This is a genomic window from Streptomyces sp. enrichment culture (genome assembly GCF_964272895.1).
Taxonomy (GTDB): domain Bacteria; phylum Actinomycetota; class Actinomycetes; order Streptomycetales; family Streptomycetaceae; genus Streptomyces.
Window position 1 is genome coordinate 546044 of the sequence record NZ_OZ186832.1, and the last position, 25594, is coordinate 571637.

The 25594-nt window shown below is 74.5% G+C and carries 23 protein-coding genes and 1 pseudogene; 7 read left to right on the top strand and 17 right to left on the bottom strand.

Going from position 1 to position 25594, the window contains the following annotated elements:
- Window positions 1-13 precede the first annotated feature (13 nt).
- The 3 genes and pseudogenes from ACSU6M_RS02430 to ACSU6M_RS02440 all read right to left on the bottom strand — a co-directional run.
- Window positions 14-1444, bottom strand: a complete 1431-nt coding sequence (locus ACSU6M_RS02430; protein ID WP_437066591.1) for a vWA domain-containing protein — start codon at window positions 1442-1444, stop codon at window positions 14-16.
- Entirely contained in the window at window positions 1441-2877 is a 1437-nt protein-coding gene (locus ACSU6M_RS02435; RefSeq protein ID WP_437074973.1) for a hypothetical protein, read from the bottom strand. The genes ACSU6M_RS02430 and ACSU6M_RS02435 overlap by 4 nt, the downstream gene beginning before the upstream one ends.
- A pseudogene (locus ACSU6M_RS02440) lies at window positions 2854-3348 on the bottom strand (hypothetical protein); the annotation flags it as partial. The pseudogene ACSU6M_RS02440 and the gene ACSU6M_RS02435, both read right to left, overlap by 24 nt.
- Before the next feature lie 430 nt (window positions 3349-3778).
- Here ACSU6M_RS02440 and ACSU6M_RS02445 point away from each other — a divergent pair.
- Window positions 3779-4510: a carbonic anhydrase gene (locus ACSU6M_RS02445; protein WP_437066593.1), complete on the top strand. Its 732-nt coding sequence runs from the start codon at window positions 3779-3781 to the stop codon at window positions 4508-4510.
- 28 nt (window positions 4511-4538) lie between these two features.
- On the opposite strand, the gene ACSU6M_RS02450 is transcribed toward ACSU6M_RS02445, so the two are convergent.
- From ACSU6M_RS02450 to ACSU6M_RS02470, 5 genes are all read right to left on the bottom strand, one after another.
- Window positions 4539-4991 carry a flavodoxin family protein gene (locus ACSU6M_RS02450; protein ID WP_437066594.1) on the bottom strand — a complete coding sequence of 151 codons (453 nt, stop codon included), beginning with the start codon at window positions 4989-4991 and terminating at the stop codon, window positions 4539-4541.
- A 142-nt stretch (window positions 4992-5133) separates the two neighbouring features.
- Window positions 5134-5907: an SGNH/GDSL hydrolase family protein gene (locus ACSU6M_RS02455; protein WP_437066596.1), complete on the bottom strand. Its 774-nt coding sequence runs from the start codon at window positions 5905-5907 to the stop codon at window positions 5134-5136.
- Between the two features lie 62 nt (window positions 5908-5969).
- A complete protein-coding gene (locus ACSU6M_RS02460) occupies window positions 5970-7475 on the bottom strand; it encodes a tripartite tricarboxylate transporter permease (protein WP_437066598.1) in 1506 nt (501 codons plus the stop codon).
- Window position 7476: 1 nt separating this feature from the next.
- The gene (locus ACSU6M_RS02465; protein ID WP_437066600.1) at window positions 7477-8016 is read right to left on the bottom strand and encodes a tripartite tricarboxylate transporter TctB family protein; all 540 of its coding nucleotides are present in this window, start codon (window positions 8014-8016) and stop codon (window positions 7477-7479) included.
- A complete protein-coding gene (locus ACSU6M_RS02470; protein ID WP_437074975.1) occupies window positions 8013-8996 on the bottom strand; it encodes a Bug family tripartite tricarboxylate transporter substrate binding protein in 984 nt (327 codons plus the stop codon). The genes ACSU6M_RS02465 and ACSU6M_RS02470 overlap by 4 nt, the downstream gene beginning before the upstream one ends.
- 251 nt (window positions 8997-9247) lie before the next feature.
- Between ACSU6M_RS02470 and ACSU6M_RS02475 the strand changes: the two genes are divergently transcribed.
- The gene (locus ACSU6M_RS02475) at window positions 9248-9928 is read left to right on the top strand and encodes a response regulator (protein WP_437066602.1); all 681 of its coding nucleotides are present in this window, start codon (window positions 9248-9250) and stop codon (window positions 9926-9928) included.
- On the opposite strand, the gene ACSU6M_RS02480 is transcribed toward ACSU6M_RS02475, so the two are convergent.
- The 6 genes from ACSU6M_RS02480 to ACSU6M_RS02505 are packed head-to-tail and all read right to left on the bottom strand — an operon-like array spanning window position 9910 to window position 16055.
- Complete coding sequence (locus ACSU6M_RS02480; RefSeq protein WP_437066604.1) at window positions 9910-10770, bottom strand: STM4011 family radical SAM protein; 861 nt, start codon at window positions 10768-10770, stop codon at window positions 9910-9912. The genes ACSU6M_RS02475 and ACSU6M_RS02480 overlap by 19 nt on opposite strands.
- Before the next feature lie 57 nt (window positions 10771-10827).
- Window positions 10828-12156: an STM4012 family radical SAM protein gene (locus ACSU6M_RS02485; protein ID WP_437066606.1), complete on the bottom strand. Its 1329-nt coding sequence runs from the start codon at window positions 12154-12156 to the stop codon at window positions 10828-10830.
- Window positions 12153-12974 (bottom strand): STM4013/SEN3800 family hydrolase, encoded by an 822-nt coding sequence (locus tag ACSU6M_RS02490; RefSeq protein ID WP_437074976.1) that lies wholly within the window; start codon window positions 12972-12974, stop codon window positions 12153-12155. Before ACSU6M_RS02490 ends, ACSU6M_RS02485 begins: the two co-directional genes overlap by 4 nt.
- Before the next feature lie 31 nt (window positions 12975-13005).
- Complete coding sequence (locus ACSU6M_RS02495) at window positions 13006-14154, bottom strand: STM4014 family protein (protein ID WP_437066608.1); 1149 nt, start codon at window positions 14152-14154, stop codon at window positions 13006-13008.
- Window positions 14135-15091, bottom strand: a complete 957-nt coding sequence (locus ACSU6M_RS02500; RefSeq protein ID WP_437066609.1) for an STM4015 family protein — start codon at window positions 15089-15091, stop codon at window positions 14135-14137. The genes ACSU6M_RS02495 and ACSU6M_RS02500 overlap by 20 nt, the downstream gene beginning before the upstream one ends.
- Window positions 15092-15098: 7 nt before the next feature.
- The gene (locus ACSU6M_RS02505) at window positions 15099-16055 is read right to left on the bottom strand and encodes an STM4015 family protein (RefSeq protein ID WP_437066610.1); all 957 of its coding nucleotides are present in this window, start codon (window positions 16053-16055) and stop codon (window positions 15099-15101) included.
- Window positions 16056-16225: 170 nt separating this feature from the next.
- On the opposite strand from ACSU6M_RS02505, the gene ACSU6M_RS02510 reads away from it, so the two are divergent.
- On the top strand, window positions 16226-16552 hold the full coding sequence (locus ACSU6M_RS02510; protein ID WP_437066612.1) for a hypothetical protein: 327 nt from the start codon (window positions 16226-16228) through the stop codon (window positions 16550-16552).
- Between the two features lie 30 nt (window positions 16553-16582).
- Window positions 16583-17662, top strand: a complete 1080-nt coding sequence (locus ACSU6M_RS02515; RefSeq protein WP_437066613.1) for a DUF6745 domain-containing protein — start codon at window positions 16583-16585, stop codon at window positions 17660-17662.
- Between the two features lie 19 nt (window positions 17663-17681).
- Here the strand turns inward: ACSU6M_RS02515 and ACSU6M_RS02520 are convergent, their stop codons facing one another.
- A complete protein-coding gene (locus tag ACSU6M_RS02520) occupies window positions 17682-18971 on the bottom strand; it encodes a phytase (RefSeq protein ID WP_437066615.1) in 1290 nt (429 codons plus the stop codon).
- Window positions 18972-19161: 190 nt separating this feature from the next.
- Entirely contained in the window at window positions 19162-19758 is a 597-nt protein-coding gene (locus tag ACSU6M_RS02525) for a hypothetical protein (protein ID WP_437066617.1), read from the bottom strand.
- Between the two features lie 346 nt (window positions 19759-20104).
- On the opposite strand from ACSU6M_RS02525, the gene ACSU6M_RS02530 reads away from it, so the two are divergent.
- Entirely contained in the window at window positions 20105-20977 is an 873-nt protein-coding gene (locus ACSU6M_RS02530) for a fructosamine kinase family protein (RefSeq protein ID WP_437066619.1), read from the top strand.
- A gap of 91 nt (window positions 20978-21068) precedes the next feature.
- Here ACSU6M_RS02530 and ACSU6M_RS02535 read toward each other — a convergent pair whose 3' ends face one another.
- Entirely contained in the window at window positions 21069-21995 is a 927-nt protein-coding gene (locus tag ACSU6M_RS02535) for an alpha/beta fold hydrolase (RefSeq protein ID WP_437066621.1), read from the bottom strand.
- Window positions 21996-22104: 109 nt separating this feature from the next.
- On the opposite strand from ACSU6M_RS02535, the gene ACSU6M_RS02540 reads away from it, so the two are divergent.
- Window positions 22105-22719 carry a TetR/AcrR family transcriptional regulator gene (locus ACSU6M_RS02540; protein WP_437066622.1) on the top strand — a complete coding sequence of 205 codons (615 nt, stop codon included), beginning with the start codon at window positions 22105-22107 and terminating at the stop codon, window positions 22717-22719.
- A gap of 176 nt (window positions 22720-22895) precedes the next feature.
- Window positions 22896-25499, top strand: a complete 2604-nt coding sequence (locus ACSU6M_RS02545) for a SpoIIE family protein phosphatase (RefSeq protein ID WP_437066624.1) — start codon at window positions 22896-22898, stop codon at window positions 25497-25499.
- The last annotated feature ends 95 nt before the right edge of the window (window positions 25500-25594 follow it).

Consider the following 25594-nt stretch of genomic DNA (forward strand, 5'->3'; position numbering starts at 1 on the left):
TCTCTGGAATGTCTTAGGCGAGGAACGTCTTGAGCTCGTGGACGAGCTTGCGGATGTGTCCGGAGAGCACCGGGGTGCCCTGGTCCTTGAACCGTTCGCGGAACCAGGGGTTGACGCTGCCGCGGCCGGAGCTGGTCACCGAGCCGACGGGGATGAACTTCACGCCCGAGCGGTGCAGGGCGGACATGGACTCCCACAGCTGCTCGCCGCGCCATTCGTAGAAGTCGGAGATCCACACGATCACGGTGTTGCGCGGTTCGGCGATCTTCGGCTGGGCGAGGGCCATGGCGACCGTGCCGTCGGTGCCGCCGCCGAGCTGGGTGCGCAGCAGCGTCTCGAACGGGTCGTGCACCCATGGGGTGAGGTCGAGCGCCTGGGTGTCGTACGCGATGAGGTGGACGTCGACCTTCGGCAGCCCGGCGAAGATGGACGCCAGGATGGTGCAGTTGACCATCGAGTCGACCATGGAGCCGGACTGGTCGACGACCACGATCAGCCGCTGGGGCGTCGTCTTGCGGGCGGTGTGCCGGTAGTAGAGGCGGTCGACGTAGAGCCGCTCCTCCTCCGGGCTCCAGTTGGTGAGGTTCTTCCAGATGGTGCGGTCGAGGTCGAGGTTGCGGAAGACCCGCTTGGGCGGCACCGAGCGGTCCAGGGCGCCGACCGTGCTCTTCTCCACCTGGGTGCGCAGGACTTGCGCGACCTCGTCGACGAAGCGCCGGATGAGCGCCTTGGCGTTGGCGAGGGCGACGCCGGAGAGGTTGTTCTTGTCGCGCAGCAGCTGCTCGATGAGGGACATGCTCGGGGTGAGCTTCGCGGCGAGCCGGGGGTCGGCGAGCACCTCGCGCAGGTGCATGCGCTTGACCAGGTCGGCCTCGATGGCGCCGAGTTCGGGTCCGATCTCGGGGATGAGCCGGCCGAGGTCGGGGGTGTGGCGGCGGCCGCCGGTGCCGGTGGGGCTGACGCCGGTTCCGGCCGCGCCGCCGGCCCCGACGCCGGGTCCGCCGGCCCGGCCGCCGCGCAGCTCGCCGGGCCTGAAGCCCAGGGCGCGCTCCAGCCAGGCGGCGTCGGACTGCCAGCGGGCGAGCTGTCCGGCACTGACGGTGCCGGAGCCCCGGTCGAAGACGTTGAGCAGCACCTTGGACACCAGGGCCGCGCGCCGCACCTCGGCGGCACGATCGCGGTCCTCGCCGTCCTCCTCGGCGACCATCAGGCCGTCGAACTCGGCGGCCAGTTCGGGGTGGCGCTGCACGACGGAGTCGACGGAGGTCCCCGGGTCGAGGAGCGCGGCCGGCAGGCCGATGTCCTCGACGACGGCGAGGCTCGCCGACTCCAGGGTCTGCTGCTCGTCGTGGTCGAAGAGGCGGGCCAGCAGCCGCCAGTACAGCACCTGGCGGCGGTTCTCGTCCGCGTCGGGCGCGGAGCCGGTGGTCATGGGCTCGGTCATTTCCGCAGCAGCCTTCCGGCGCGCTCGCGCAGCACCTTCACGGCGTCGGTGGCGGCCTTCTCGGCCTTCACGCCCGCCTTGTCGCTGGTGCCGCCCGCCCAGGCACCGGCGTGCAGGGCGGCGGTCTTCTTGCGTACGGTCGTCTCGACGGCCAGTGGCTGCACGGTGAAGGCGCCCGCGTCCCATCGCAGCAGGCCGATGCAGGCGCGGGAGGCGGCGACGGCCTCCGGGGTGAGGGGGCTCGCGGCCGGGATGCGGTCGGTGTCCACGGCGAGCGGGCCCGAGGGCAGGTCGAACACCGTGGTGTCGCCGTCCCGCCGGGTGGCGTACCCCTCCAGGAAGACGGGCACGGCGAGGCGCGCGGGATGCCGGTCCAGGGGTGCGGTGGCCGGGGTGACGGCGGTGGGCAGCGTGACGCGGGCGGTGGCGAAGGCGTCGGCCGCCTCACCGGCACGCGCGTGCTCCTCGCTCCAGAGCAGATCGCCCTCGGCGGTGAGCGGCATGCCGTCGAGCTCCATCGCGCGGCCCTCGCCGACGGCGGCCAGCAACGACATGTGGGGGCGCAGGAGTTGCCAGACGCCCGCCTCGACGACGGTGTCGGGCTTGGGTGCCGAGACGGACGCGCGCACCAGGCGCGGTGCGCCGCCGTCGGCGGGTTCCAGCACCGCGTGCACCTGGGCCTGTACGGCGGTGGCGTGCTCGTGCAGGTCGACGCCGAGCGGCAGCAGCCGTCCGGTGGCGGTGCCGGGGGCGGTGGTGCCGAGGGCACCAGGCACGCTGAGCAGCAGCGCGCGGGCCCACAGGTCGGCCCAGCGGCGGGCCGGGACGCGCTCCAGGGAGGCGCCGGGGCAGGACGCGGCGAGTTCGGCGGCGAAACCGTCGAGGAGGGTGGCCAGGCGGCGCAGCGAGGTGTCGGGGAGCATCGCGGAGACGATCTGGGCGGCGCCGGACACCAGGTCGTGGTCGATGCCCTGCCAGCCGGCGCGGGCGAGGTCGGACAGCCAGGAGCGGGCGGCCGCAAGGAGGTTGGGCGCGTGGGAGGCGCCCGCCGCCGTGGCCGCGGGGGTGTCCTCGGGGCGGCGTCCGGTCAGTTCCGCCGTCCGCGCGGCCAGCGCGTCGTGGGCGGAACCGAGCAGGGCGCTGCGGGCGGCGGCCAGGGCGACGAAGTGGTCCTCGTCTGCGGTTCCGGCCGCCGCCTTCTGTGCCGCCTCGGCGACCCGGCCGGCCAGCGGGCTGCCCGCGACGGCGTCGGCGAGGAGGGTCAGATCGGCGGCGCGGTCGGGGCGGGGGCGCAGAAGGCCCTCGGTGAGCGCGCGGTCGAAGGCGTCGACGGCGGCGAGCGCCTCGTCGAGTCCGGCGATCGGCTCGGCGAGCGGACCGGTGCCCTCCTGCGTCTGCGGGGACTCGCCCCTGGTCGGCGCGAACCACTGCATCTCCGGCAACGCTCCCGTGGCCGGGGCGAGTTCGAGGTAGGCCAGGTGGCGCAGGAAGCGGCTGAAGACGGGGGCCGCCGCGGCCTTGCCGTCGGCGGCCGGGGGACGCGTGGCCCTCATGGCGTACGCCAGTGACGCGGCGTCGGGTTCGCCGTCGGTGACCTCGACGCGCAGATAGCGGGCGACGCGCTCCGGGCCGTACTGGAGCACGGCCTCGTTGATCAGCGCCCCGATGTGGTTGCAGAACGAGCCGCGGGCGCCGCCGCAGGGGCGGTTGTTGTTGGTGCTGCACGCGAAGGCGTATGTCCCGGCGGCGACGCAGGACACATAGACCCGCTCGATGTCCGAGCCGCTGGACACCACTCCCTGCAGTCGTCCGTCGGCGAGTTCGACGAACGGCACCTTGGCGAGCTTGCGCGGCCGGGCGGGACGTACCACCCGGACCGTGCTCGACTTCTCCCAGTCGGACAACGCATCATCTCCTTTGCAGCGCACACCGGAGGGGCACGCGGCATCGCGCGTGCCGGCACCTTTCGGCGGGAACACGACCGAACATAGCGGCGACCACTGACAACGCGATCTTCCCGCCGTCCGCTCCCCCGCGGAACGGGCGCTGAGCTGCGCCAATGGCCCTTGAGGGCATGACGGCGCGCGGTGGGCGAGCGGGGTGTCGGGCCCCGCAGGCGTGCCGTCGGTCCGGGTGACCTCCGCACGCGCGTACGCGGGGTGTCCCGGCGCTCAGGTCCGGCCGTCCGCCGCGCCCGCCCGTCGGCCCCGGGTATGAGTACGGAAAGGATCCGCCCAAGCCCGGTTCAACACGGGATCACGGTTCGCCCAGGCGGGGCCATGGTTCGGCAAGGAAGCGCCGGGCGGGCGTCGGTCGGCCGTACGTTCGTTCGCCGTGAACGATGTTGCCACCTCCTCCCAGAAGCCGGCCGCCTCTCCCGCCCGGCGCACCCTGCTGTGGGCCGGGCTGACGGGTGCCGCCGCCCTCGCCGCCGGCGCCGCCCCGGCCACCGCCGCCGAGCCTCCGCTCGCCCGGCGCCGCCCCACCACCCCCGACGAGGCGCTGCGCGTGCTCGCCGGGGGCAATGAGCGCTGGCGCACCTACCGCGAGCGCCACCCCGACGAGACGCCCGCGATCCGCCGGGAACTGACGACCAGTCAGCACCCGTTCGCGGTGGTGCTCGGCTGCGTGGACTCGCGGGTGCCGCCGGAGCTGGTGTTCGACCAGGGGCTCGGTGATCTGCTCACCGTGCGGTCGGCCGGCGAGGTGCTGGACGAGGCGGTGCTGGGCAGCGTCGCCTACGGGGTGCTGGAGCTGGCGATACCGCTGGTCGTCGTCCTGGGCCACCAGTCGTGCGGGGCGGTGCGCGCGGCCGTGGAGGCGGATCTGACCGGGAAGCACCTCCCCGACCACATCCAGTACCTGGCGGACGAGATCCGCCCCGTCATCGACCGCCGCGTCGAGGGCGACGCCCGGATCGACGCGACCATCGACGCCCAGGTCCGACGGGTCCGCGACCGCCTGGCCGCCCAGCCCGACCTCGCCTCCCGGATCACGGACGGCCGGCTCGCCGTGGTCGGCGCCCGCTACGAGCTGTCCAGCCAGCTGGTCCACCGGGTCGCCTAGTGCTCCGGCGGCAGAGCGTGACCGGGCGTCAGTCCATCAGCCCCGCGGCGAGGGTCGCGCCCAGGTTCCAGCAGGCATCGAGGTCGGTCCTGGACGGTTCGCCGGTCACGGTCACGGCGTCTGCCGCGCGGCGCCAGGCGAGGCCGGTGGTGATGGAGTCGACGGCTCGTGCGGCACCGGTGACGTCGCTGCCGCCGTGGAGGTAGAAGCCGAAGGGGCGGCCGCGGGTCTCGTCGAGGCAGGGGTAGTAGATCTGGTCGAAGAAGTGCTTGAGGGCGCCGGAGATGTAGCCCAGGTTCGCCGGGGTGCCCAGCAGGTAGGCGTCGGCGGCCAGCACGTCGGACGCCGTGGCGGACAGGGCCGCGCGGCGCACGACGTCGACGTTCTCGATCTCCGGTGCCGTGGCGCCGGAGACGACGGCTTCGAGCATCGCCTGGCAGTTCGGTGAGGGCGTGTGATGGACGATCAGCAAGGTGGGCACGGCCGAACCCTGCCCTGCGGCCCTCCCCGCGCGCAAGCACGCTCGGGTCGACGTGACATGGCGGTCGCCTGCGAAGAGCGAGGAGCTGCCGTTCTTGACGGACTGCCTCGACGCCCACCGCCGGTCCACGGCTCCGCGGTGATCAGCTCGCCGTCACGGGCAGCAGTTCGGGGCGTTTGGCGGTCCGGCCGTCGCCCGAGGAGCGGCCGCGCAGCCGGCGGCCCAGCCAAGGGCCGAGGAAGGAGACCGCCCAGCGCAGCTCGGCGGTGACGGACGGCTTCGCCGGGACGTTCTCCGGCAGCGGGTCGGCCCAGCCGGCGTCGCTGCCGGGCACCTCCAGCGCGTGCGCGACGGCGGCCGCGATGCGGTCGTGGCCCAGCGGACTGGCGTGCAGCCGGTCGGGGCTCCACAGGCGCGGGTCGGCCGCCACCGGCCGGCCGGCGGTGTCGGCGACGACGACGCCATGGCGGCGGGCGGCCTCGCGGACGCGGTCGTTGAGCGCCGTCACGCGCGGGGCGAGCCGGCGCGCGAGGGGGCTGATGCGGGCGGGGTCGGGGAAGGTGAGAGTCGCCACCCGCGCGCCCTGCGCCGTGAGGGCGGCGAACATGGCCTCCAGGTGTCCGGCGACCTCGTCGGCGTCGAAGCGGGGCCGCAGCAGGTCGTTGACCCCGGCGACGACGGTGGCCAGGTCCGGCCGCAGGGCGAGGGCGGGGCCGAGCTGCTCGGCGCGGACCTGGCCGGCCAGACGGCCCCGCACGGCCAGGTTGGCGTACCGCAGACCGGGCTCGTGGCGGGCGAGGCGCTCGGCGAGCCGGTCGGCCCAGCCGCGCAGCCCGCTGATGTCGTCGCCGTCTCCGACGCCCTCGGTCTGGCTGTCCCCGAGGGCGACATAGCGCGTGCACGTCGTGGGGTTCATGGGGTGCCGCCTTCCCGTCCGCCGCTGCCGGCACCCCATGATAGTCACAAAATTGAATACTGCTAGATGCGACTACTTTCCGCGGTACGGCGTCCCGCCACCGCCCGCCTCACCAGCGGCCATGCCAGCAGTACGGCGATCACCGCGTACACCGTGACCGCGAACGGCGTGTTCACCAGCCCGCCGACACTCCCGTCGCTGATCTGCAGCGCCCGGCGCAGCTGCTGCTCGGCGTTGGGGCCGAGGATGACGCCGAGGACGGCGGGCAGGACGGGCAGGCCGTAGCGGCGCATACCGAACCCGATCAGGCCGATGATCAGCAGGATCACCAGATCCACGACCTCGCCGCCGACGGCGTAGGCGCCGACCGCCGCGAAGAAGAGGATGCCCGCGTACAGGTACGGCCGCGGGATGCGCAGCAGCCTCGCCCACAGGGGGGCCAGCGGAAGGTTGAGGGCGAGGAGCAGCACCATGCCGACGAACAGGGAGGCGATCAGACCCCAGACGAGGTCGGGTTCGCGCTCGAAGAGCAGCGGGCCGGGCTGAATGCCGTACTGCTGGAAGGCGGCCAGCATCACCGCGGCGACCGCCGTGGTCGGCAGGCCCAGGGTCAGCATCGACACCAGCGTGCCCGCCGCCGAGGCGGACGCGGCCGACTCCGGTCCGGCGACGCCCTCGATGGCCCCCTTGCCCCACTCGTCCTTGTGCTTCGACAGCCGCTTCTCCGTGACGTACGACAGGAAGGTCGGGATCTCCGCGCCGCCCGCCGGGATCGCGCCGAACGGGAAGCCGATGAACGGGCCGCGCAGCCACGACTTCCAGGTGCGCCGCACGTCCTCGCGGCCCAGCCACGGACGGCCGACCGGGATCGGCTCGGGCGGCCGGCGCCGGAGGTGGGCCGCCACCCACAGCGCCTCGCCGATGGCGAACAGGCCCACCGCCACGATCACCACGTCGATGCCGTCGGCCAGTTGCAGCGAGCCGAAGGTGAGCCGCTGCTGTCCGGTCATCTGGTCCAGGCCGACCAGGCCGAGGGTGAGGCCGATGAGCAGGGAGGCGAGGCCGCGGATGCGGGAGGAGCCGAGGACGGAGGTGACGGCGATGAACGCCAGGACCATCAGGGCGAAGTAGTCGGGCGCGCCGATGTCGACGGCGAGGTCGGCGACCGTCGGCGCGAGCGCCACCAGCAGCAGCGTGCCGACCATGCCGCCCGCGAAGTGGCCGATGGCCGCGGCCGCCAGGGCCTGGGCGCCGCGCCCCGACTTGGCCATCGGGTTGCCCTCCATCGCCGCGACCACGGCGGCGCTCTCGCCGGGCGTGTTGAGCAGGATCGAGGTGGTGGAGCCGCCGAACATCGCCCCGTAGTAGATCCCGGCGAACATGATGAACGCGGCGATCGGGTCCAGCCCGTACGTCACGGGCAGCAGCAGGGCCACCGCCATCGCGGGCCCGATGCCGGGCAGGACACCGATCGCCGTGCCCAGGAGCACGCCGAGGGCGGCCCACAGCAGGTTCATCGGGGTCAGGGCGGTCCCGAAGCCGTCGAGGAGGGAGTTCAGGGCGTTCATCTCACAGCACTCCCATCAGCGGGCCGCCGGGCAGCGGGACCCCGAGCAGCTTGTCGAAGACGGCGTAGGTGACCAGGGACAGCACGGCCGCGATCAGCGGGTCCCGGTCCACGCGGCGGCTGCCGAGGGCGTAGGCCGCGCCCCAGAACAGCAGCGCGCCGGCGGCCGGAAAGCCGAGCGGCTCGATCAGCGCGGCCGCGCCGAGGAAGACCCCCGACAGCAGCAGCACCGTGCGCCAGTCGGCGGGCTCGGACAGATCGACGTCCTCGCCGGTCTCGGCCTGGCCCCGACCGCCGCGCAGCACGTCCACCGCGAGCAGCGCGGCGACGAGGAGCAGACCGGCGCCGACGACGACCGGCACGGTCTTCGGGCCGACCGGGCCGCGCTGGGTGAGGTCGACGTCCATGGTCAGCGCGTCGGTCAGGACGAGCACCCCGAGGGCGAGCAGCAGCGCGCAGACGCCGAGCTCGGAGTGGTCCCGCCACCAGGAGCGGGCGTCCCGCCCGGTCTCGGGGGATGTGTCGGTGGTCTGTGTCGTCACAGTCCCAGCTCCTTCAGCACCGAGACCACGCGCTTGTCCTGGGCGTCCAGGAACGCGCCGAACTCCTCGCCGGTCAGAAAGGCGTCGTCCCAGCCGTTCTGCTTCAGCGACTGCCGCCACTGCGGCGAGTCGTGCAGCTCCTCGAAGAGGCGGACGAGCTTGTCCCGCTCGGCGTCGGACAGGCCGGGCGGGGCGACGATGCCGCGCCAGTTGGTGAAGGTCACGTCGTAGCCGGACTCCCTGAGCGTGGGCGCGTCCAGGCCCGGCACCCGCTCGGGGCCGGTGACCGCGAGCAGGCGCAGCTCGCCCGACCTGATCTGGTCGAGGTACTCGCCGACGCCGGAGACGCCGAAGGCGACCTTGTTGCCGAGGATGGAGGCCAGCAGCTCGCCGCCGCCGTCGAAGGGGATGTAGTTGACCTGCTTCGGGGAGATCCCGGCCGCCCGCGCCATCAGCATCGGCGCGAGGTGGTCGGGGCCGCCCGGAGAGGAGCCGCCGCCCACGGGCAGCTTGCCGGGGTTCGCCCTCCAGGCGTCGACGAGGTCGCCGATGGTGCGGTACGGGGAGTCCTCGGCGACCACCACGACGTCCTGCTCCTCGGTGAGCCGGGCGATCGGGGTGGTGTCGGCGAGGGTCTTGGGCGCGTGGTTGGAGCGGACGGCGCCGACCACGCCCAGGCCCATCGACATGGCGAGCTTGCCGTTGCCGTGCTCGCTGACCAGCCGGGCCAGGCCCACGGTGCCGCCGGCGCCGGGCAGGTTGAACACCTCGATGCCGGGGGTGAGCCCGGCGTCCTCGGCGTTCTTCGCGGCGGTACGGGCCGTGATGTCGTAGCCGCCGCCGGGCGTGTTGGGGACCATGAAGCGCAGGCCGGGGATCCGGGTGCCCGACTCCGCACCGCTGCCGGTGGTCAGCAGCGGTGGTCCGAGGAGGACGAGCAGAGCGGCCCCGAGCAGGGCCAGGGGGGTGCGCAGGCGCACGAGTGCCACCACCTGTCGGTCGCGGTTCTTTCGGGGAGACATCCCGTGGGGGGCGTGATGTGGCCCACATGGTGCCCAGGCGGCCGCCGGGTGTCTGCCTTGCGTCGGCAACGGAGGTTGTGGTCATTGCGGTCACACGGCATGGTCATTGCGGTCACACAGCACCTCCCTTTCCTTCTGTGCAGGTCGGCGCCATGATGGGGCGATCCGGCAGCGGAGCCGCCCGATGTCGTGCCGGTGGGAGGAATGGAGTGCAGCAGGACATCGCCGTCCTCGTGGTCGACGACGACTTCATGGTCGCGCGGGTGCATCGCGCCTATGTGGAGCGCGTGGGGCCCTTCCGGGTCGTGGGTACGGCGGGCAGCGGCGAGGAGGCCGTGGGCGCGGTCGACGCCCTGCGCCCGGACCTGGTGCTCCTCGACCTCTATCTGCCGGACGTGTTCGGCCTGGACGTCATCCCCCGGCTGCGTGCCGCCGGGCACGACTGCGACGTCATGGTGATCAGCGCCGCGCGCGACGCGGAGGCGGTGCGCGGCGCGGTGCGGCACGGGGTGGTCGACTACCTCCTCAAGCCGTTCGCGTTCGAGGACCTGCGGGTGCGGCTGGAGCGGTACGCGGCCCAGCGGGGGCGGCTGCAGACGGCCGTGGTGCGCAGCCAGGCCGACGTGGACCGGGTGCTCGCCGGGGCGTCCGGCACCGCTGCCACGACCTTGCCGAAGGGCATGAGCGCGGAGACCGCCGGTCTGGTCGAGCGGGTGCTGCGCGCCGCCGACGGCACCCTGTCCGCCTCCGAGTGCGCGGGCCTGACCGGTGTCTCACGGGTCAGCGCCCGCCGCTACCTGGAGTACTTCCACAGCACCGGCAGCGCCGAGGTGTCCCTGCGCTACGGCGCGGCGGGGCGCCCGGAGCGGCGCTACAGCTGGCGGGGCTGAGCCGCGGCCGGTATCCGCTCCAGGACGCCGCCCGCGAACACGTCGTACAGCGGCAGCGTCTCCAGATGGACGTACCCGATGTGGCAGTCGCACACGGCGAGCGGGCACGGCCGCGGCCGCAGCGCCTGCCGGTACGAGCCGTCGTAGAGGTTGCCGAGCTCGGCGCGCACGAAGTGGCAGCGCCGGACCGTGCCGTCGCCGTCCACGGAGACCACCGACTCACCGGTGCGGCACGGCAGCCCGGCGCTGGCGTGGGGCTTGCGGCTGTACGGGAAGAGGGGGTCGAGGCCGGTCCAGTCGGCGGCCTCCGCGTCGTCGTAGAGGTGCCCCTCGGCGGCGTTGACCCACAGGTAGACCTGCTCGGGCAGGTCGGCGCGCAGGCGGCGGGCGTGCTCCAGGTGCTCGGGCAGGCCGACGATGCCGACGCTGAACCGGACGCCGGTGCGCGCCAGTTCGCGGCACTTGGCCAGGAAGCGGTCGTAGGGCGTCTGGCCGGGGTGGTAGGTGCACCACAGGGCGAGCGTGTCGAGGTCGGCGTCGGCGAGCCAGTCGGTGCGGCAGCTCAGGTTGGTCTGGATCGCCACCCGGCGGATGTGCGGCAGCCGGGACAGCTCGGTCAGGGCGCGCCGGTACCAGGAGCGGACCAGGCCCTCGCCCCACGGCGTGAACAGCACCGACAGCCGGTCGGCGGTCTGCCCGGCGGCCCAGCCCGCGAAGCGCTCCAGGCAGTCCCGGTCGGTGCGCAACTGCTCCGGGGTGTCACGCCGCTTGGCGAACGGGCAGTACGGGCAGTCGTAGTCGCAGGACGCCAGCGGGCCGCGGTAGAGCAGGGTCAGGTCCATCGGAGGGTGCGTCGGGGCGTGCGTCAGGGGGTGCGTCGGGGAGGGCATCGCGGCGGCTCACTTCCGCTCGTAGGCGGCCATCGCCGCGCGCACGGACGGGGAGAACAGCTCGGGGCCGATCGCGTCGGAGTGGGCCAGGCCCTCCGGGGTCAGCCGCAGGAGGGCCGGGTGCGGTTCCAGCCAGCCCCGGTCCGCGAACCGCTCCAGCTCGGGACCGAAGTCGTCCGCGGGCGACCGGCCGAACCGCTCGCGGTACTCGGCGACTTCCAGCCCTTGCGCCTGGAGCAGCGACTGGAGCAGATGGCGGCGGCGGGCCTCGCCCGCGTCCATGCGGCGGCCGTACTCGGCGTGCGCGAAGTCGGCGGCCGGGCGGGCGACATAGTCGTCGATGATGCCGCGTATCTCGTGCATGCCGACCGCGTAGTCGAAGGAGTAGTGCAGACCGGCGGTGTAGGAGCGGGCGCCGCAGCCCAGGCCGATCATGCCGTCGGTCTGGCAGGCGTAGTCGTCGGCGCCCTGCGGCGGGGCGTCGGCGCGGCGGAACATGCGCATGGACTGCTGGGTGTAGCCGTGCGCGAGGAGATGGTCGCGGCCGAGCCGGTACAGGCCCAGCCGCTGGGCGTCCCAGGCCGGGTCGTGCTCGACGGCGCGGCGGCCGAGGCCGGTCAGCGGGCGGATGTAGAGCGGGTAGAGGTAGAGCTCCTCGGGCCGCCAGGCGAGGGCGGCGTCCAGGGACTTCAGCCAGCTGTCCTCGGTCTGGCCGTCGATGCCGTAGATCAGGTCGATGTTCAGCACCGGGATGCGGGCGTCGCGGATGCGGCCGAGGGCGGCCTCGACGTCGGCGCGGCGCTGGGGGCGTACGGCGGAGCGGGCCTCGGTGTCGTCGAAGCTCTGCACGCCGAGGCTCAGCCGGGTGGTGCCGCGTTCGGCGAGGACGGTGAGCCGGTCGGTGGTGGCGGTGGCGGGCGACGCCTCCACCGACAGCGGTACGGCGGTCAGGTCGGCGCCCATGCGGTGCTCGGCGATGTCGCACAGCCGCTCCAGTTCGGCGGCGGTGAGGAAGGTGGGGGTGCCGCCGCCGAAGGCCGCGGTGGCGAACCGGACGGGTTCCCGGTCGCCGAGGGCCTGCCTGACGGCCGTCGCCTGCCGCTCCAGGGCGTCGAGATAGGCGCCGGTCAGGCCGTCGGGGGCGCCGATGCGGGTGAACAGGTTGCAGAAGCCGCAGCGGATCTCGCAGAACGGGATGTGGAGGTAGAGGGAGAGCGCGTCCTTGGGCTCGGCGGACCATTCGGTGCGCAGGAGCGGGCGGTCGGGGAGCTTCCGGTAGGCGGTCTTGTGGGGGTAGGCGTAGACGTAGCTCTGGTAGGGGCGCACAGGAGTCGTCATCGGGCGGCCCCCGCTTCGGCGGTCTCGAGGAAGAAGTGGGCGTAGGGCACGGTCCACACGGACTCGTGGCCGATGCGGTGGCCGGTGTAGCCGTCGTCGCCGTAGGCGGTGCCGTGGTCGGAGCAGACGATGGCGAAGGCGGGGCGCCTGCTGCTGACGGCCGCGAAGAGCCGGCCGATGTGGCGGTCGACGTACTCCAGGGCGGCGGCGTGCGTCGCGCGGGAGTCGCCGGCCTCACGGGTGGCTCCGGGCAGGTGGAACCAGTTGGGCTGGTGCAGCGCGGACACGTTCACGAACAGGAACAGCCGCTGTTCGCGGGGCAGTCGGCGCACGACCTCCTCGGCTCGGGTGACCTGGGCCTCGAAGGAGGTGGGCGAGGTGACCCCGAACTCCGGCTCCCAGTGGGACTCCTGGAACAGTCCGGGGAGCACCGAACCGAGCGGGCCCTGCTTGTTGAAGAAGCCGACGCCGCCGATGCAGACCGTGCGGTAGCCGTCCTCGGCGAGGGCGGAGACGAGGTCGGGGGTGTCGTAGACGTAGGTGCGCTCGGCGGTGGTCTCGCTGCCCGCGAAGCTCGCGGCGAACAGCCGCGGGTGCCGGCCGGGGGCGGCCGGGGTGGGCAGGAACCCGGCGAAGATCGCCTGGTGCGAGGCGTAGGTGAAGCTGCCGGGGGCGTGCCGCTTCTCCCAGCGCCCGCCGGGCAGATGCCGGGCGAGAGTGGGGATGCGGCCCGCCTCGGCGAGTTCGGCGGCCACGTCGTGGCGCAGGGTGTCGAGGGTGACCAGGAGGAGGTCGTGGCTGCCGACGATCCGGTTCATGTCGAGCGGCGTCTCGGCTTCGGGGGTGCGGTCAGGCGCCGGCATGGGCGGGGTCCGTTCTGTGCGGGTGGTGCGGTGCGCGGCGCCGCGTCAGGGCGGCCAGCTGCGCGGCGTACGTGTCCAGGCCCTCGGCGCCGCTGCCGGGCAGGCCGGTGAGGCGGGGCAGCAGATCCCCGAAGGCGTTGACCTCGCCCACCGCGGCACGGCGCCAGCCGGTGACCGGCAGCAGGTCGACGCCGACGCACAGGGTGCGCGGGAAGCAGGCGGCGGCCCGCTCGGCGACCGCCAGGAGGTCGGCCCAGCGGGCGCCCGCCGCTTCGACGGCCTGGCGGGCGAGGCCGAGGTCGCCCCGGCGTCCGCCGAGGTGGAGGTTGGTCATGGGTGAGGCGCTGGTGCGGACGACGGCATGGGTGGCGCGCCCGTCCACCACGACGACCCTGAGGTCGGCGGCCCGCCCCTGCTGGGATGCCTTGGGCAGCCAGCGCTCCAGATGCAGTCCGTCCGGGGCGAGCCGGTCGACGATCGCCGCGATGTCCCGCTCGCCGTCGTAGCGGCGCACCTTCAGGGAGTTGAACAGGGTGCCGTCCGGGGCGCGTTCGACGGATGTCGTGGCTCTGATGCGCCCGCTCGCGGCGGACTCCACGGCCAGCACGCCGGAGGCGGAGGAGCCGTGCGCGAGTTTCACGAACAGCCGCGCCATGCGGTGCTCGCGCATCAGGCCGCGCACGTCGTCCCAGCCGCGCACCCAAGCGCCCGCCGGGCCCGACGTGGGCGAGAACGGCACCGGGACGCCGGCCGCGGCGAGCACGCCGTGGCAGCGCCGCTTGTCGAACAACACGGCCAGTTCCTCGGGGTCGTCGAGCCGGACTCCGCCGCGCAGCGTGCGCACGGCCCCCAGGAAGGCCGTGTACCAGCGGGCCGATCCCTCGACGCGGGTGGGCTCGCCGGGGCCGCGCAGCAGCCGGTCGACGTCCTGGTTCTCGCCGGGCGAGTCGATCCGTACGGTCTCGTCCGGCGCGAAGTCGGCGCCGCCGTCGCGCAGCACCCCCGCCCAGGGCACGATCCGGGGCGCGGGCAGGCCGGCCGCGCGCACGGCGTCGGCGAACAGGGTCACACGGCGGTTCTCCGGGTTGCCGACGACGGCGAGGCGGGCGGGGCCGTCACTCGCCGACGGCGACATAGCGGGCCTCCGGGTCGTACGTGGAGCGACCGGCCGGTCTCATGGACAGGCGCACGCCGTGCGGCTCCAGGGCCGCGCGGAAGCGGGCGGTCAGTTCCTCGCTCATGTAGTGGTGGTCGACGTCGAGCGCGCGCAGGTGGGTGAGCGGCTGACCGGCGAGCAGCGCGGCGCCGCCGTCGTCGCCGAGCGTGCCCATGCTCAGGTTCAGGGACTCCAGCCCCGCGACCACGGGGGCGGAGGACAGGGCGACGGCTATGTCGTCCTGGATGTCGCTGTTCTGCAGGCCGAGATGGCGCAGCCGCGGGCAGCGGCCGAGCATGGCGAGCAGCGGGTGCAGGTCCTCGGGGGTGCACTCGCCGCCGTACCAGTCGGTGCCGAGCCAGAGTTCCAGCCGCTCCAGGGCCGGGAACTCGCAGGCGCCGAGCGCCCGGACCGGTGCGGCGGGCAGGCCGCCGGACTCGATCCACAGATCGCGCAGTCCCTCGTGCCGCAGGGGTTCGACGGCGAGGCCCTCACCTCCGCGCACGCCCAGTTCCCGCAGGTGGGGCCAGGCGCGCAGGATCTTGGTGATCTCGCCCTGCTGGATCCAGGACAGCTCGCTCTCCTCCGCCTGGAGGTCGGCGAGGAACACGCCCCGCAGGTTGGGCAGGCGGCGGGCGTCGGAGGCGATGAGGTCGAGGACCGGGTCGATGCTGTGGGCGTCCCAGTCCTCCCACCAGGGTCCGATGACCAGGGCGGTGACGTCCTCGGCGCGGACCTGGTCCAGGAAGCGGCGCCAGATCGGTTCGAAGGGGAACTCGCACTCGGTGCTCAGCCGCCAGGCGACGGAGGCGGCGTCGGGCACCGGCCGGTCGTCGCGCCGCCCCTCCTCGACGGGGAAGGTGCGCACGGGCAGGCCGTGGAAGTCCTGGAGGTAGGAAGGGTAGTAGCTCGGCATCCCCCGCTCACTCCCCCACCGAGACGAAGCGCCAGACCGTGCCGTCCTCGTCCTCGTCCTGGTCGGCGTCGTCCGGGTCGACGTCCACGGCGACGCCCGCGGGTTCGAGGGTGTCCCGCAGGCGCTGCCGCACAGCCTCGCTGAGGTAGTTGTGGTGCAGGTCGAGGCTGCGCAGGTGGGTGAGCGGCTGGCCGCCGAGCAGCGCGGCGGCGCCGTCGTCGGTGAGGACGCCCATGGACAGGTCCAGCGACTGAAGGCGGGCGACGACCGGGGCGGCGGCGACGGCCGCGGCGATCTCGTCCTGGATCTCGCTGTTGCGCAGGGCCAGGTGACGCAGGCTCGGCAGCCGTGTGCCGGACAGCAGCGGCTCCAGGTCGGACACCTCGGCGTCGGCCCCGTACTCGGAGGTGCCGAGCCACAGGTCCAGGTGCTCCAGCGCGGGCAGGTCGCTCGCGGCGACGCCCCCCACGAACGCGACGGGCAGGCCACCGCTCTCGGCGGTGAGCCGCCGCAGCCGGTCGTGGCGCACGGCGCTCAGCCGCAGCCCGGATCCGCCGCGCACCCCGAACTCCTCCAGCTGCGGGAAGCCCGTCAGCAGTCCGGTGACATCGCTCTGGCGGATCCAGGAGATCTCGCACTGCTCCATCACCATGTCGCCGAGGAACAGCGCCCGCAGGGCGGGCAGCCGGTCGCGGGCGGCCAGCAGCGCGGCGACCACGCCGGAGGAGTCGGTGTCGTACGCCTCCGCCCAGGCGCCGACGATCAGGGCGCGGACCCCGGTGGTGTCGACCTCGGCGCAGAACCGGGCGAAGGCCGCCTCCCACTCCTCCTCGGCGTCGTACACCTCGCTGGTGATCCGCCAGGCCACGGCGTCGGCCGCGGGCAGGGTGACCTTCTCGTCCGGGCGGGGGAAGGTGAACGCGGGCAGGCCGTACAGCTCCTGCAGATGGTCGCCGATGGTCATGCTCGCTGCTCCTGACGTGTGGTCCGCGGTCCGTGGTGCGCCAGCAGTTGTATCAACCGGCACTGACAACGCCGGTCGGCGGGGCGCGGTCCGGGGCCGTTGTCAGTGGTGGCTCGTAGTGTCGGTCCCGTTGGCCGGTGCGTGGTGTGCCGGCCGGGGAGGGGTGAGCCATGTACCGGCAGGGAGACGTGCTGATCGTGCCCGTGGCGCAGGACGCGGTGCCGTCGCATGTGGAGCGGGCGCCACGCGAGCCGCGGGACGGGCGGGGGCGGCTGGTGCTCGCCCTGGGCGAGGTCACCGGCCACGCCCACGCGGTCGTGGGCCCGGGCGAACTGATCCGCGAGCCCGGGCCGTTCGGGCCGCTGCTGCTGCGGCTGCCGGAGGGCGGCCGGGTGGTGCACGAGGAGCACGCGCCGATCGTGCTGCCCAAGGGGTGGTTCCGGGTGGTGCGGCAGCGGGAGTACGTGCCGGGGTCGGTGCGGATCGTGGCGGACTGAGGTGTCCGAGGTGAAGGAGAGGGCCGGGGAATGACGGGGGTCGGCGCGATGGAGGTTCGGGACGTGACGCAGGGCCGGGCGGCGGACGGGGACGGGGCACCGGCCGTGGACGCCCTGCGGGTCTGGCGGGAGCGCGCCGCGGCGGCCGTGCCCGCGGACCGGGCCGAGGCCGAGGCGGGGATCCGCCTGGCGTACCGGCGGGCCGGGCTCGCGGAGCCGGAGCGGGTGGTGTGGGCCCGTTCGCCGCGGGAGGGCGTCGAGCTGGTGCGCGCGCTCCGGGACGCGGGGCCGAGTGTCCGCGAGGCGGTCCGGACGGCTCCGTGGGCCCGCGAGCGGGCGCGGCTGCTGGAGGAACTGGGTCCGGCCGGCTGGTCGGCGCACTGGTCGGCGACCGGCGAGCGGCTGTGGGGCACCACTCAGGCGCTGGTGGACCGTGTCCGCCGGGGTGTGCTGGAGGAGTTGGCCGGTGCGGACCGGCGGCGGGAGACGGAGATACGGCTGATCCTGCTGGATGCGGTGCTGGGCCAGCACGACGCCCCGTGGCTCGCCGCGTTCCCCACCGACCGGGCTCCGCTGGACGGTCTGGCCCGGGTGTGCCGCAGTGCCGGCTGGTGGTGGCCCTTCGCGAAGGCGGCCGTGGTGTGCGAACGGCCCGTCGCGCTGCACCGGGACGAGGCGGGGCGCCTGGACAGCGGGGACGGTCCCGCGCTGGCCTTCCCCGACGGATTCGCCCTGTACGCGTGGCGAGGCATGCCGGTGCCGGCGGACTTCCTGGAGGAGCTGAGCACGCTGACGCCCGAGCGGATCCGCGCCGAGGAGAACGCGGAGCTGCGCCGGGTGATGCTGGAGCACTACGGCTACGAGCGCTATCTGGACGACTCCGGCGCCCGCCCCGTCCACCGGGACGAGACGGGCACGCTGTGGCGGATCGACCTGGCCGGGGACGAGCCGGTGGTCATGGTGGAGGTCGTCAACTCCACACCGGAGCCGGACGGCACGCACCGCACGTACTGGCTGCGCGTGCCGCCGGCCACGATGACGGCACGGGAGGGGGTGGCCTGGACCTTCGGCCTGGCGGCGCAGGCGTACGCGCCGCTGCGGGAGACCTGAGCCGGTCACCGGCCCCGGCTCAGTCGTCGACGGCGTCCATGACGTCACCGAGGTCGACGAACTTGAAGCCGGTGCTCTCGCGGTCGCCGTCGGCGGGGGTCTCCTCACCGTCCTGGACGACGAGGAGACCGTCGGGGTAGCGCGAGCCGAGCGGGGCGTTGAGGGCGGCGGCGCCGTCACATGCCTCGGAGCCGTCGAGGGTGTCCGAGGCGGCGGCGACCCGGAAGCCGGCCTCGTACTCGTTGTCCTCGTCGCGCTCGCGGTCGTAGGCGACGAAGGTGTCGTCGCCCTGGCTGGAGGCGAGCAGATAGCCGTCGCCGTCCGACTCGGTGAGGAGGGTCAGGCCCTCGACGTCGGCGGACAAGTGGTCGCCGCCGAAGCCGGGGTCGGCGCCGGGCGTGCACTCCTCCGTCTCCTCGTCGTAGGTGCCGGGGACGCCGTACTCGCGGACGGTGTCGAGGAGTTCCGGCCGGCCGGTCAGGTCGGCCGGCAGGCGCCAGATGCCGACGTCCTCCTGTCCGGCGTAGAGGGTGCCGTCGGCGGGGTCGACGACCATGCCCTCGACCTGGGGCCGCTCGCCGGGCTCGCCGCAGGGGGTCCAGGAGGTGCCGTCGGGCAGCCGGAAGGAGGACGGCAGGTCCAGGGTGCGCACGGTGCGGTAGCCGACGGTGCCGGCGGCGCCGGGGACGAGTTCCAGGAGGGCGATCCTGGTCTCGTTGCGGCGGCTGACGAGGGCGTAGGACCTGCCGGTGGCCTGGTCGGTCCAGGTGGCCAGGCCGTAGACGGTGTGCTGGTCGTTGATCTCGGCCTGATCGGCGGAGAAGACGGGCCGGGCGGCGGGGTCGGTGACGTCGGTGAGGGGGCCGCCGGGGCGGTCGCGGTCGATGCGGTAGATCCGCAGCCGGTCGTTGCCGCGGTCGCTGACCACGGCCAGGTCGGCGCGGCCGCCGGACAGGCGCATGCCGTGCACCAGGTCGACGTTGTTGAAGCGGCCGGGGGCGTCGTCCTCGCCCGGTCCGGGCGGGGCCGGTATCGACTGGACCTCGCGGGCGTCGAGGTCGTAGACGCGCAGACCGCCCTCCTTGGCGGTGGCGACGACCAGGCTGCGGCCGGGGGCGGCGGCGTTGCGCCAGATGGCCGGGTCGTCCGCGTTGGCGTTGCCGCCGGCCTCGTCGTCGTACAGGGCGGGGGTCTCGGCACGCGGGTGCACCGCGGGCAGCGAGGCCGCCTCCGCGGGCACGGTGGCGGCCGCGGCCAGCAGCAGTCCCAGCGCGTACGGGGCGACTCGCAGCGTCTGACGCGTCGTCACAGTCGGTCCTCTCCAGGAAGGTTGGTGGACGGCCTCGACCTTGGCCGGGGGTGGCTGACGAGCAGAGACGGGTCCCGGAAGGGGGGATGAACGGGAGAGTAACGGTGGGGGTGCGTGCGGTGGGCCGGATCATTCGGTCGGGGAGATGCGGTGGGCGAGGTGAAGATCCGTGCTGTCCGGCCCGGCGGGGTCAGGCGGACGGGGGCGGCGGCGGGCCGGGGGCGGGGCCGGGCTCGGGGTCGGGTGCGCCGGCCAGGGCGTCGGCGAAGGCCCGCAGGGCGGTGAAGTCGGCGGGGCGCAGGCCGTGGCGGGCGTCGACGCGATGGAGCAGGGCGCTGCCCTGGTGACGTGCGGCGACGTAGGCGCGGTCGGTGTCGCCCAGTTCGTCGTCCACCCAGGCGAAGGGGCGGCCGGCGGCGTGGGCGAGGACGTGGCGGGTCTTCCAGAAGGTGCCGTCGGGGCCGTCGTCGAACATGCCCGGCCAGTCCACGACGGGCAGTTCGGGCAGGCCGAGGACGGGAGCGATGAGGGTATTGGCGTCGCCGCCCCAGGTGGTGGCCCACACCAGGTCGAACAGGTCGCTCAGCTCGCGGAGGCGGTCGCCGTGGCCGGGGTTGAGCCAGACCCGCAGCGGGCGCACGCGGGACCGTTCCCAGGGATGGTGCCGGTCGAGCCATCCCGCGGGGGTCATGCGGTGGGTCGCGTAGCCCTCGGGGCGGCGTTCGGGGCGGGCAGCGTACGGGTTGAGCGGGCCGTCGACATCGAGGTAGAGCAGCGGGCGTCGCACGGATCGGGCTCCTCTCGCTGGGGCGGCTCGGGATACGGCGGACCGTGTGGCGCAGTCGTGCCCCGCGCGACATCCTGCCAAAGGGCGCCCGGTGGCGGTCGGTTCGCTCCGGACGCGCCGGATGGGCCGCCGTACGCCGGGGCGGGTGCGTTCCGGACGCGCCGGATGACCGCCCTACGCCGGGCCGGTGCGTTCCGCACGCGCCGGATGGGCCGCCGTACGCCGGGCCGGTGCGTTGCGGACGCGCCGGGTGGCCGCCGTACCCTGGGGTCATGTGCCGTCGCACCGCCCGCGTGCCCTGTCCGTCCCGCCTTCGCAGGCGGTGTGCGCCCGCGGGGACGGGCCGATGAGCGGACGGACGAGCGGTGAGAGTCCCGCCGTCGCCGTCGAGCGCCTGACGGGGTGTGCCGTGGCCGGGGTGAGGAGCACGTCCGGGCTGGTCGCCGAGGTGGCGCTGACGGACGGGCGGGTGGTGATGGCCAAACGGGGTGACGCCCCCGACGCCGTGCGGGCGGAGGCGGCGGGCCTGCGGTGGCTGGCCGGTGCCGGTGCCGTGCCCGTGCCGGAGGTGCAGGGCGAGGACCGGGACTGGCTGGTCACCGAGCGCGTTCCGACCGGCCCCGCCACGAGGGAGGCGGCCGCGGCGTTCGGGCGGGGTCTCGCCGCCCTGCACGCCGCGGGCGCACCCGCGTTCGGTGCGCCGCCGCCCGGCGGTCCTCGGGACGCGTACATCGGCGCCGCCCCGATGCGCAACAGCCCGGACACCGACTGGGCCCGCTGGTACGCCGAGCAGCGGGTGCTGCCGTATCTGCGCCGGGCGGTCGACGACGGGACGGTCCGTCCCGACGAGGCCCGCGTGGTCGAGGAGGTGTGCGAGCGGCTGCCGGCCCTCGCCGGGCCCCCGGAACCGCCCGCCCGGCTGCACGGCGACCTGTGGAACGGCAATGTGCTGTGGGGCACCGACGGACGGGCCTGGATCATCGACCCGGCCGCGCACGGCGGGCACCGCGAGACGGATCTGGCGATGCTGCGCCTGTTCGGCTGCCCGCACCTGGACACCGTACTGACGGCCTATCAGCAGGCCGCCCCGCTCGCCGACGGCTGGACCGAACGCATCGGCGTGCACCAGCTGTTCCCGCTGCTGGTGCACGCGGTGCTGTTCGGCCGCGGGTACGCCGAACAGGCCCTCGGCGTGGCGCGAGCGGCCCTGGCGGGCTAGCAGCCCTGGCGGACCCACGGCCCTCGGCGAACTCCACGGCCCTGGCGGACCCGCGGCCCTGGCGTATCACCAGCCCTGCCGGGCCAGCCGCTCAGACCGCTGCCGTGTGCCGGAGGATCTCCTCGGCCAGGCGGCCGTCCAGCGCCGTCGGCAGGGTGTGCCCGAGGCCCTCGATCATCACCAGGCGGGCGCCGGGGATCGCGGCGGCGGTCGCCTCGGCGTGCGCCGGCGGGAACATGGGGTCCTCGGTGCCGTGCAGGACGAGGGTGGGTGCCTGCACGGCGGCCAGGGACTCGGTGGAGTCACCGCCGGCGGCTCCCGCGAAGGTGTGGTTCAGCGGAGCGCGCAGATCGCGGGCGCGGGCGTACACGCGCCGCTCCATCGCCCGGTACTCCTCCTCGTCGTACGGGAGCACGTCCCCGTGCAGCACCCGCCACAGCGGCATGCGCGTCGTGAGGTAGCCCTCCAGGTCGGCGTCCGGGTCGGGGAGGGTCGTCACGAGCGTGGCCAGCAGTTGCGGGGTGGGCGGGGGCAGGCTGCCGGGGAGCGGGGGCTCGCCGGCGAGGGCGCGCTGCACGAGCGCGGCCGTGTCCGTGCCGAGCGGCTGGGAGGACAGGCTGGTCAGCGTCAGCACCCGGTCGGGGTGGGTGACCCCGAGGCGCTGGACGAGGACGCCGCCGAGGGAGGCGCCGACCAGATGGGCGCGTGCGACGCCGAAGGCGTCCAGGACGGCCAGCGCGTCGGAGGCCATGTCGGCGACGGTGTACGGGTGCGCGGCGAAGTCCACCGTGTCGGAGCGGCCGGTGTCGCGGTGGTCGTAGCGCAGGACGCGGCGACCGCCGTCCACCAGCCGCCGGACCAGCCCGTCGTTCCACTGGACGCCCTGCGCCTGGGCCCCCATCACCAGCAGCACCGCCGGGGCGTCCGGATCGCCGAACTCCTCCGCCCACAGACGCAGCGCACCGGCCTGGACGAAGCGTTCACGGCCGGTCGGGATCTTGCTCTTATTTTCCTGCATGGTCATTCAGGATAATGAGGAGGGCGCGGCCCCGCCAGGGATTTACGGCCCCTGCCGCGACCCGGCACGAACTGGACGCCGACGGCCGCCGCCGGGCACCCTGAGCGGCATGGCCGGGGTCAAGGGACAGGTGCAGAAGCGGGGCGTGGAGCGGCGCCGTGCGATGGTGGACGCCGCGATCGAGCTGTTCGCCCGGCAAGGGGTGCGCGGCACCGGGGTCGCCGCGGTCGCCGAGCGGGCGGGGGTGACGCCCTCGGCGCTGATCCACCACTTCGGCAGCAAGGACGGGCTCGTGCGGGCGGTGCTCCAGGAGGCCGACCGGCGCGCGCTGGAGCGGCTGTCGGCCTCCCCGGACGCGGAGCCCACGCTGGAGCAGGCCGTGGAGTGGTTCGTACGGGACGCCGAGCACACCGCGGCCGCCGAGCGGGAACTGGCCGCGCTGCACACCACCCTGACGGCGGAGAACCTGCAACCCGGCACCCTGCTGCACACCTGGTTCCGCGACCGGGGCCGGGCCCTGCGGGGCCATCTCACGGCCCTGTTCCGGCGCGCGGTCGCCGACGGGTCCGCGCGCCCCGGCCACGACCCCGAACTGCTGGCCGCCGAGACGGCCGCCTTCCTGGAGGGCGCGCATCTGCTGTGGCTGCTCGACCCCGAACGGATCGACCTCGTCGCCGTCCACCGCGGCTACTTCGCCGGCCTGCTGGCCCGTCTGCGGCCCTGAGCGGCGTACGAGCGACCGGGCACCTCGCCGGGCGGGCGCCCTCGACGCCGGCCCCGCCTCTCCCCGGCCTCGGCTCGCCCCGCCCCGTCGGCGCCCGCCCAGGTGCGCCCGCACCCCGGCCGGGCGCATTCTGGCTGTGTCCCCTGGGCGGCGGGACACCGACGAGGTAAGGGCCGATGACTGGGAGCGCGGAGAGCGGGAGCGGGACGGCCGACCGGCTGTCCGCGCTGCTCACCGAGGCCGCGACCGAGGCGATCAGCGCGGTCCGCGGGACCGTCGCGGGCCTGTACCTGCCCTCGGAGGCCCCCGGAGTGCTGCGGCTCGGGGTGCTCGCCGGGCTGCCCGGCCCGTTGTTCCGGCCGTGGTGGCGGGTGCATGTGGAGCGCCGGTTCCCGGTCGCGGACGCCTTCCGCTCGGGCGTGCAGGTGATCCTGGCGAACGCCACGGAGACGATGCGCCGCTACCCCCAGTTCGCCGCCGCGCTGCCCTTCCCGCTCGGCTCGATCACCGTGCCGTTCGCCGCGGGTCCCGCTCCCCTCGGTGTGCTGACGGTGCTGCGGCCGGCCGGTGCCGACATCACCGAGCTGCTGCCCGAGCGCGACCGGCTGGCCGCCCTCGCGGCGGGGCTGGCGGCACGGATCATCGGGCTGGAGCGGTCCGGCGCGGCGGCCCTGTGGACCGAGGACCCGGTGTGCCTGCGGCCCCCGTCCGCGCGGCTCGCCACGGCCCGGGTGGGCCGGTTCACCTGGGACCCGGCGGCCGACGTGGTCACCGCCGACGACGGCGCGCGGTCCCTGCTGGAGCTGGCGCCGGAGGACCTGCCCGGCCCCGCGGGGACCCTCGCCCGCACCATGGACCGCGGTGACGCGCTGCGGCTGCTGGCGCTGCTGCGGCAGACGGCGCACGGCCGGGTGCCCGCCCGTCCGCTGCCGGTGCGGGTCGCGCACGGCGCGCTGCGGCTGGTGGACCTGCGGCCGGCCGCCGGGGCCCGGCTCGTGGCCGGGGTGGTGCTGGAGGCGGACCCGGTCGCCGACACGGCGGCGGAGCTGCTGCCGCAGGGGGTGTTCTGCCTGGACCGGCTGGGCCTGACCGTCTACGCCAATCCGCGTGCCGCGCAGCTGCTGGGCGTGGCCCGCGAACGGTTCGTGGGCCGGCCGCTGTGGGAGGCCGTGCCGTGGCTGCAGCAGCCGGTGTGCGAGGACCATCTGCGGGCGGCGCTGCTCGCCCCGGAGGCCGTGCACTTCCATGTGCGGCGCCCGCCCGACCCCGGCCCGCACCCGTACGAGGGCGACTGGCTGGCGTTCTCCGTGCGCCCCGGCCCCGACGTCCTGACCTGCACGGTCGCCCCGGTCAACCGCATGGCCGACGCCCCGACCCCGACCGCCCCCACCACCCACGCCCCGGGCCCGCCCCCGCCCCACACGCCGCCACCGCTCGCCCACGGCCCCCTGCCCCTCTCGGACTCCGCACCCCCCTCCACGGCCGCCCCTGTCCCGGCAACCGCCCCCGCACCTCCGTCCGGAGAGGGCCTCCACCTCCCCTCCTCCTCCCTCTACCGCCCCATCACCCTCGCCATCGCCCTCACCGAGGCCGTCACCGCCCGCCAGGTCTCCGCCGTGGTGATGCAGGAGCTCCTCCCCGCCTTCGGCGGCCGCCGCCTGGCCATCTACCTGCTCCAGGACCGTCATCTGTACCTGGCGTGGGAGACCGGCTTCCCGGAGGGCTTCCTGGCGCCGTTCGAGGGGGTGAGCCTGGACACCCGGCTGCCCGGCGTGGAGACGCTGACCACGGGTCAGCCGCTGTTCTTCGACTCGATGCAGCAGCTCGCGGCGGCCTACCCGGGCATCGCCCTGGACGCCTCGGAGGGCGCCCGCGCCTTCCTGCCGCTGATCGCCTCCGGCCGCCCGGTCGGCTCCTGCATCCTCGGCTTCGACCGTTCCCGCCGCTTCACCCAGGAGGAGCGCACCGTGCTCACCGCCCTGGCGGGGCTGATCGCGCACGCCATGGAGAAGGCGCAGCGCTACGACACGGAGGCGGCCCTCGCCCGCGGTCTGCAACGGGCGCTGCTCCCCCGCCGGCTGTCGGCGCATCCGCGGCTGGAGACGGCGGGCCGGTATCTGCCGGGGACCGAGGGCATGGACGTCGGCGGCGACTGGTACGACGTGGTGGAGACCGGTGACGGAGTGGCGCTGGTGATCGGCGATGTGCAGGGGCACGGGGTGCAGGCGGCGGCCACGATGGGACAGCTGCGCAGCGCGGTACGGGCGTTCGCGCTGGACGACCGGCCGCCCGAGGAGGTGCTCAGCGGCACCAACCGGCTGCTCATCGACCTGGACCCCGGCCAGTTCGCCAGCTGCTGCTACGTCTGGCTCGACCCCTCGACCGGTCTGACGCGCATCGCGCGGGCCGGGCATCCGCCGCCGCTGCTGCGCCACCCGGACGGACGGACCCATGTGGTGGACACCCCGGTGGGGGTCGTGCTCGGCGTGGTCACCCACGCCCGTTACCCGGTGGAGGAACTGCGGCTGGAGCCGGGCGCGATCCTCGCGCTGTACACGGACGGGCTGGTGGAGCGGCAGGGCGACGACATCGACGCGGGCATCGGCGCCCTGCGCGTGGCGCTGTCCCGCGTGGGCCTGCCGCCCGGCCGGCACGGCGGGCGTTTCCTGGCGGCCGTGGCGGACCGGCTGACCGCCACCATGCGCCACACGGCCGACCGGCCCGACGACATCGCCCTGCTGCTCGCCACGCGCCGGGGCGGGGAAGAAGGGCGCGGATGACAGGAGGCGTACGGCAGCGGCGGCCGAACCATCGCCGCGGCGGCCCCGACAGGCGTAAACGATCTGTGACAGCCCTCGCCTCGGGAGGCTCGGGA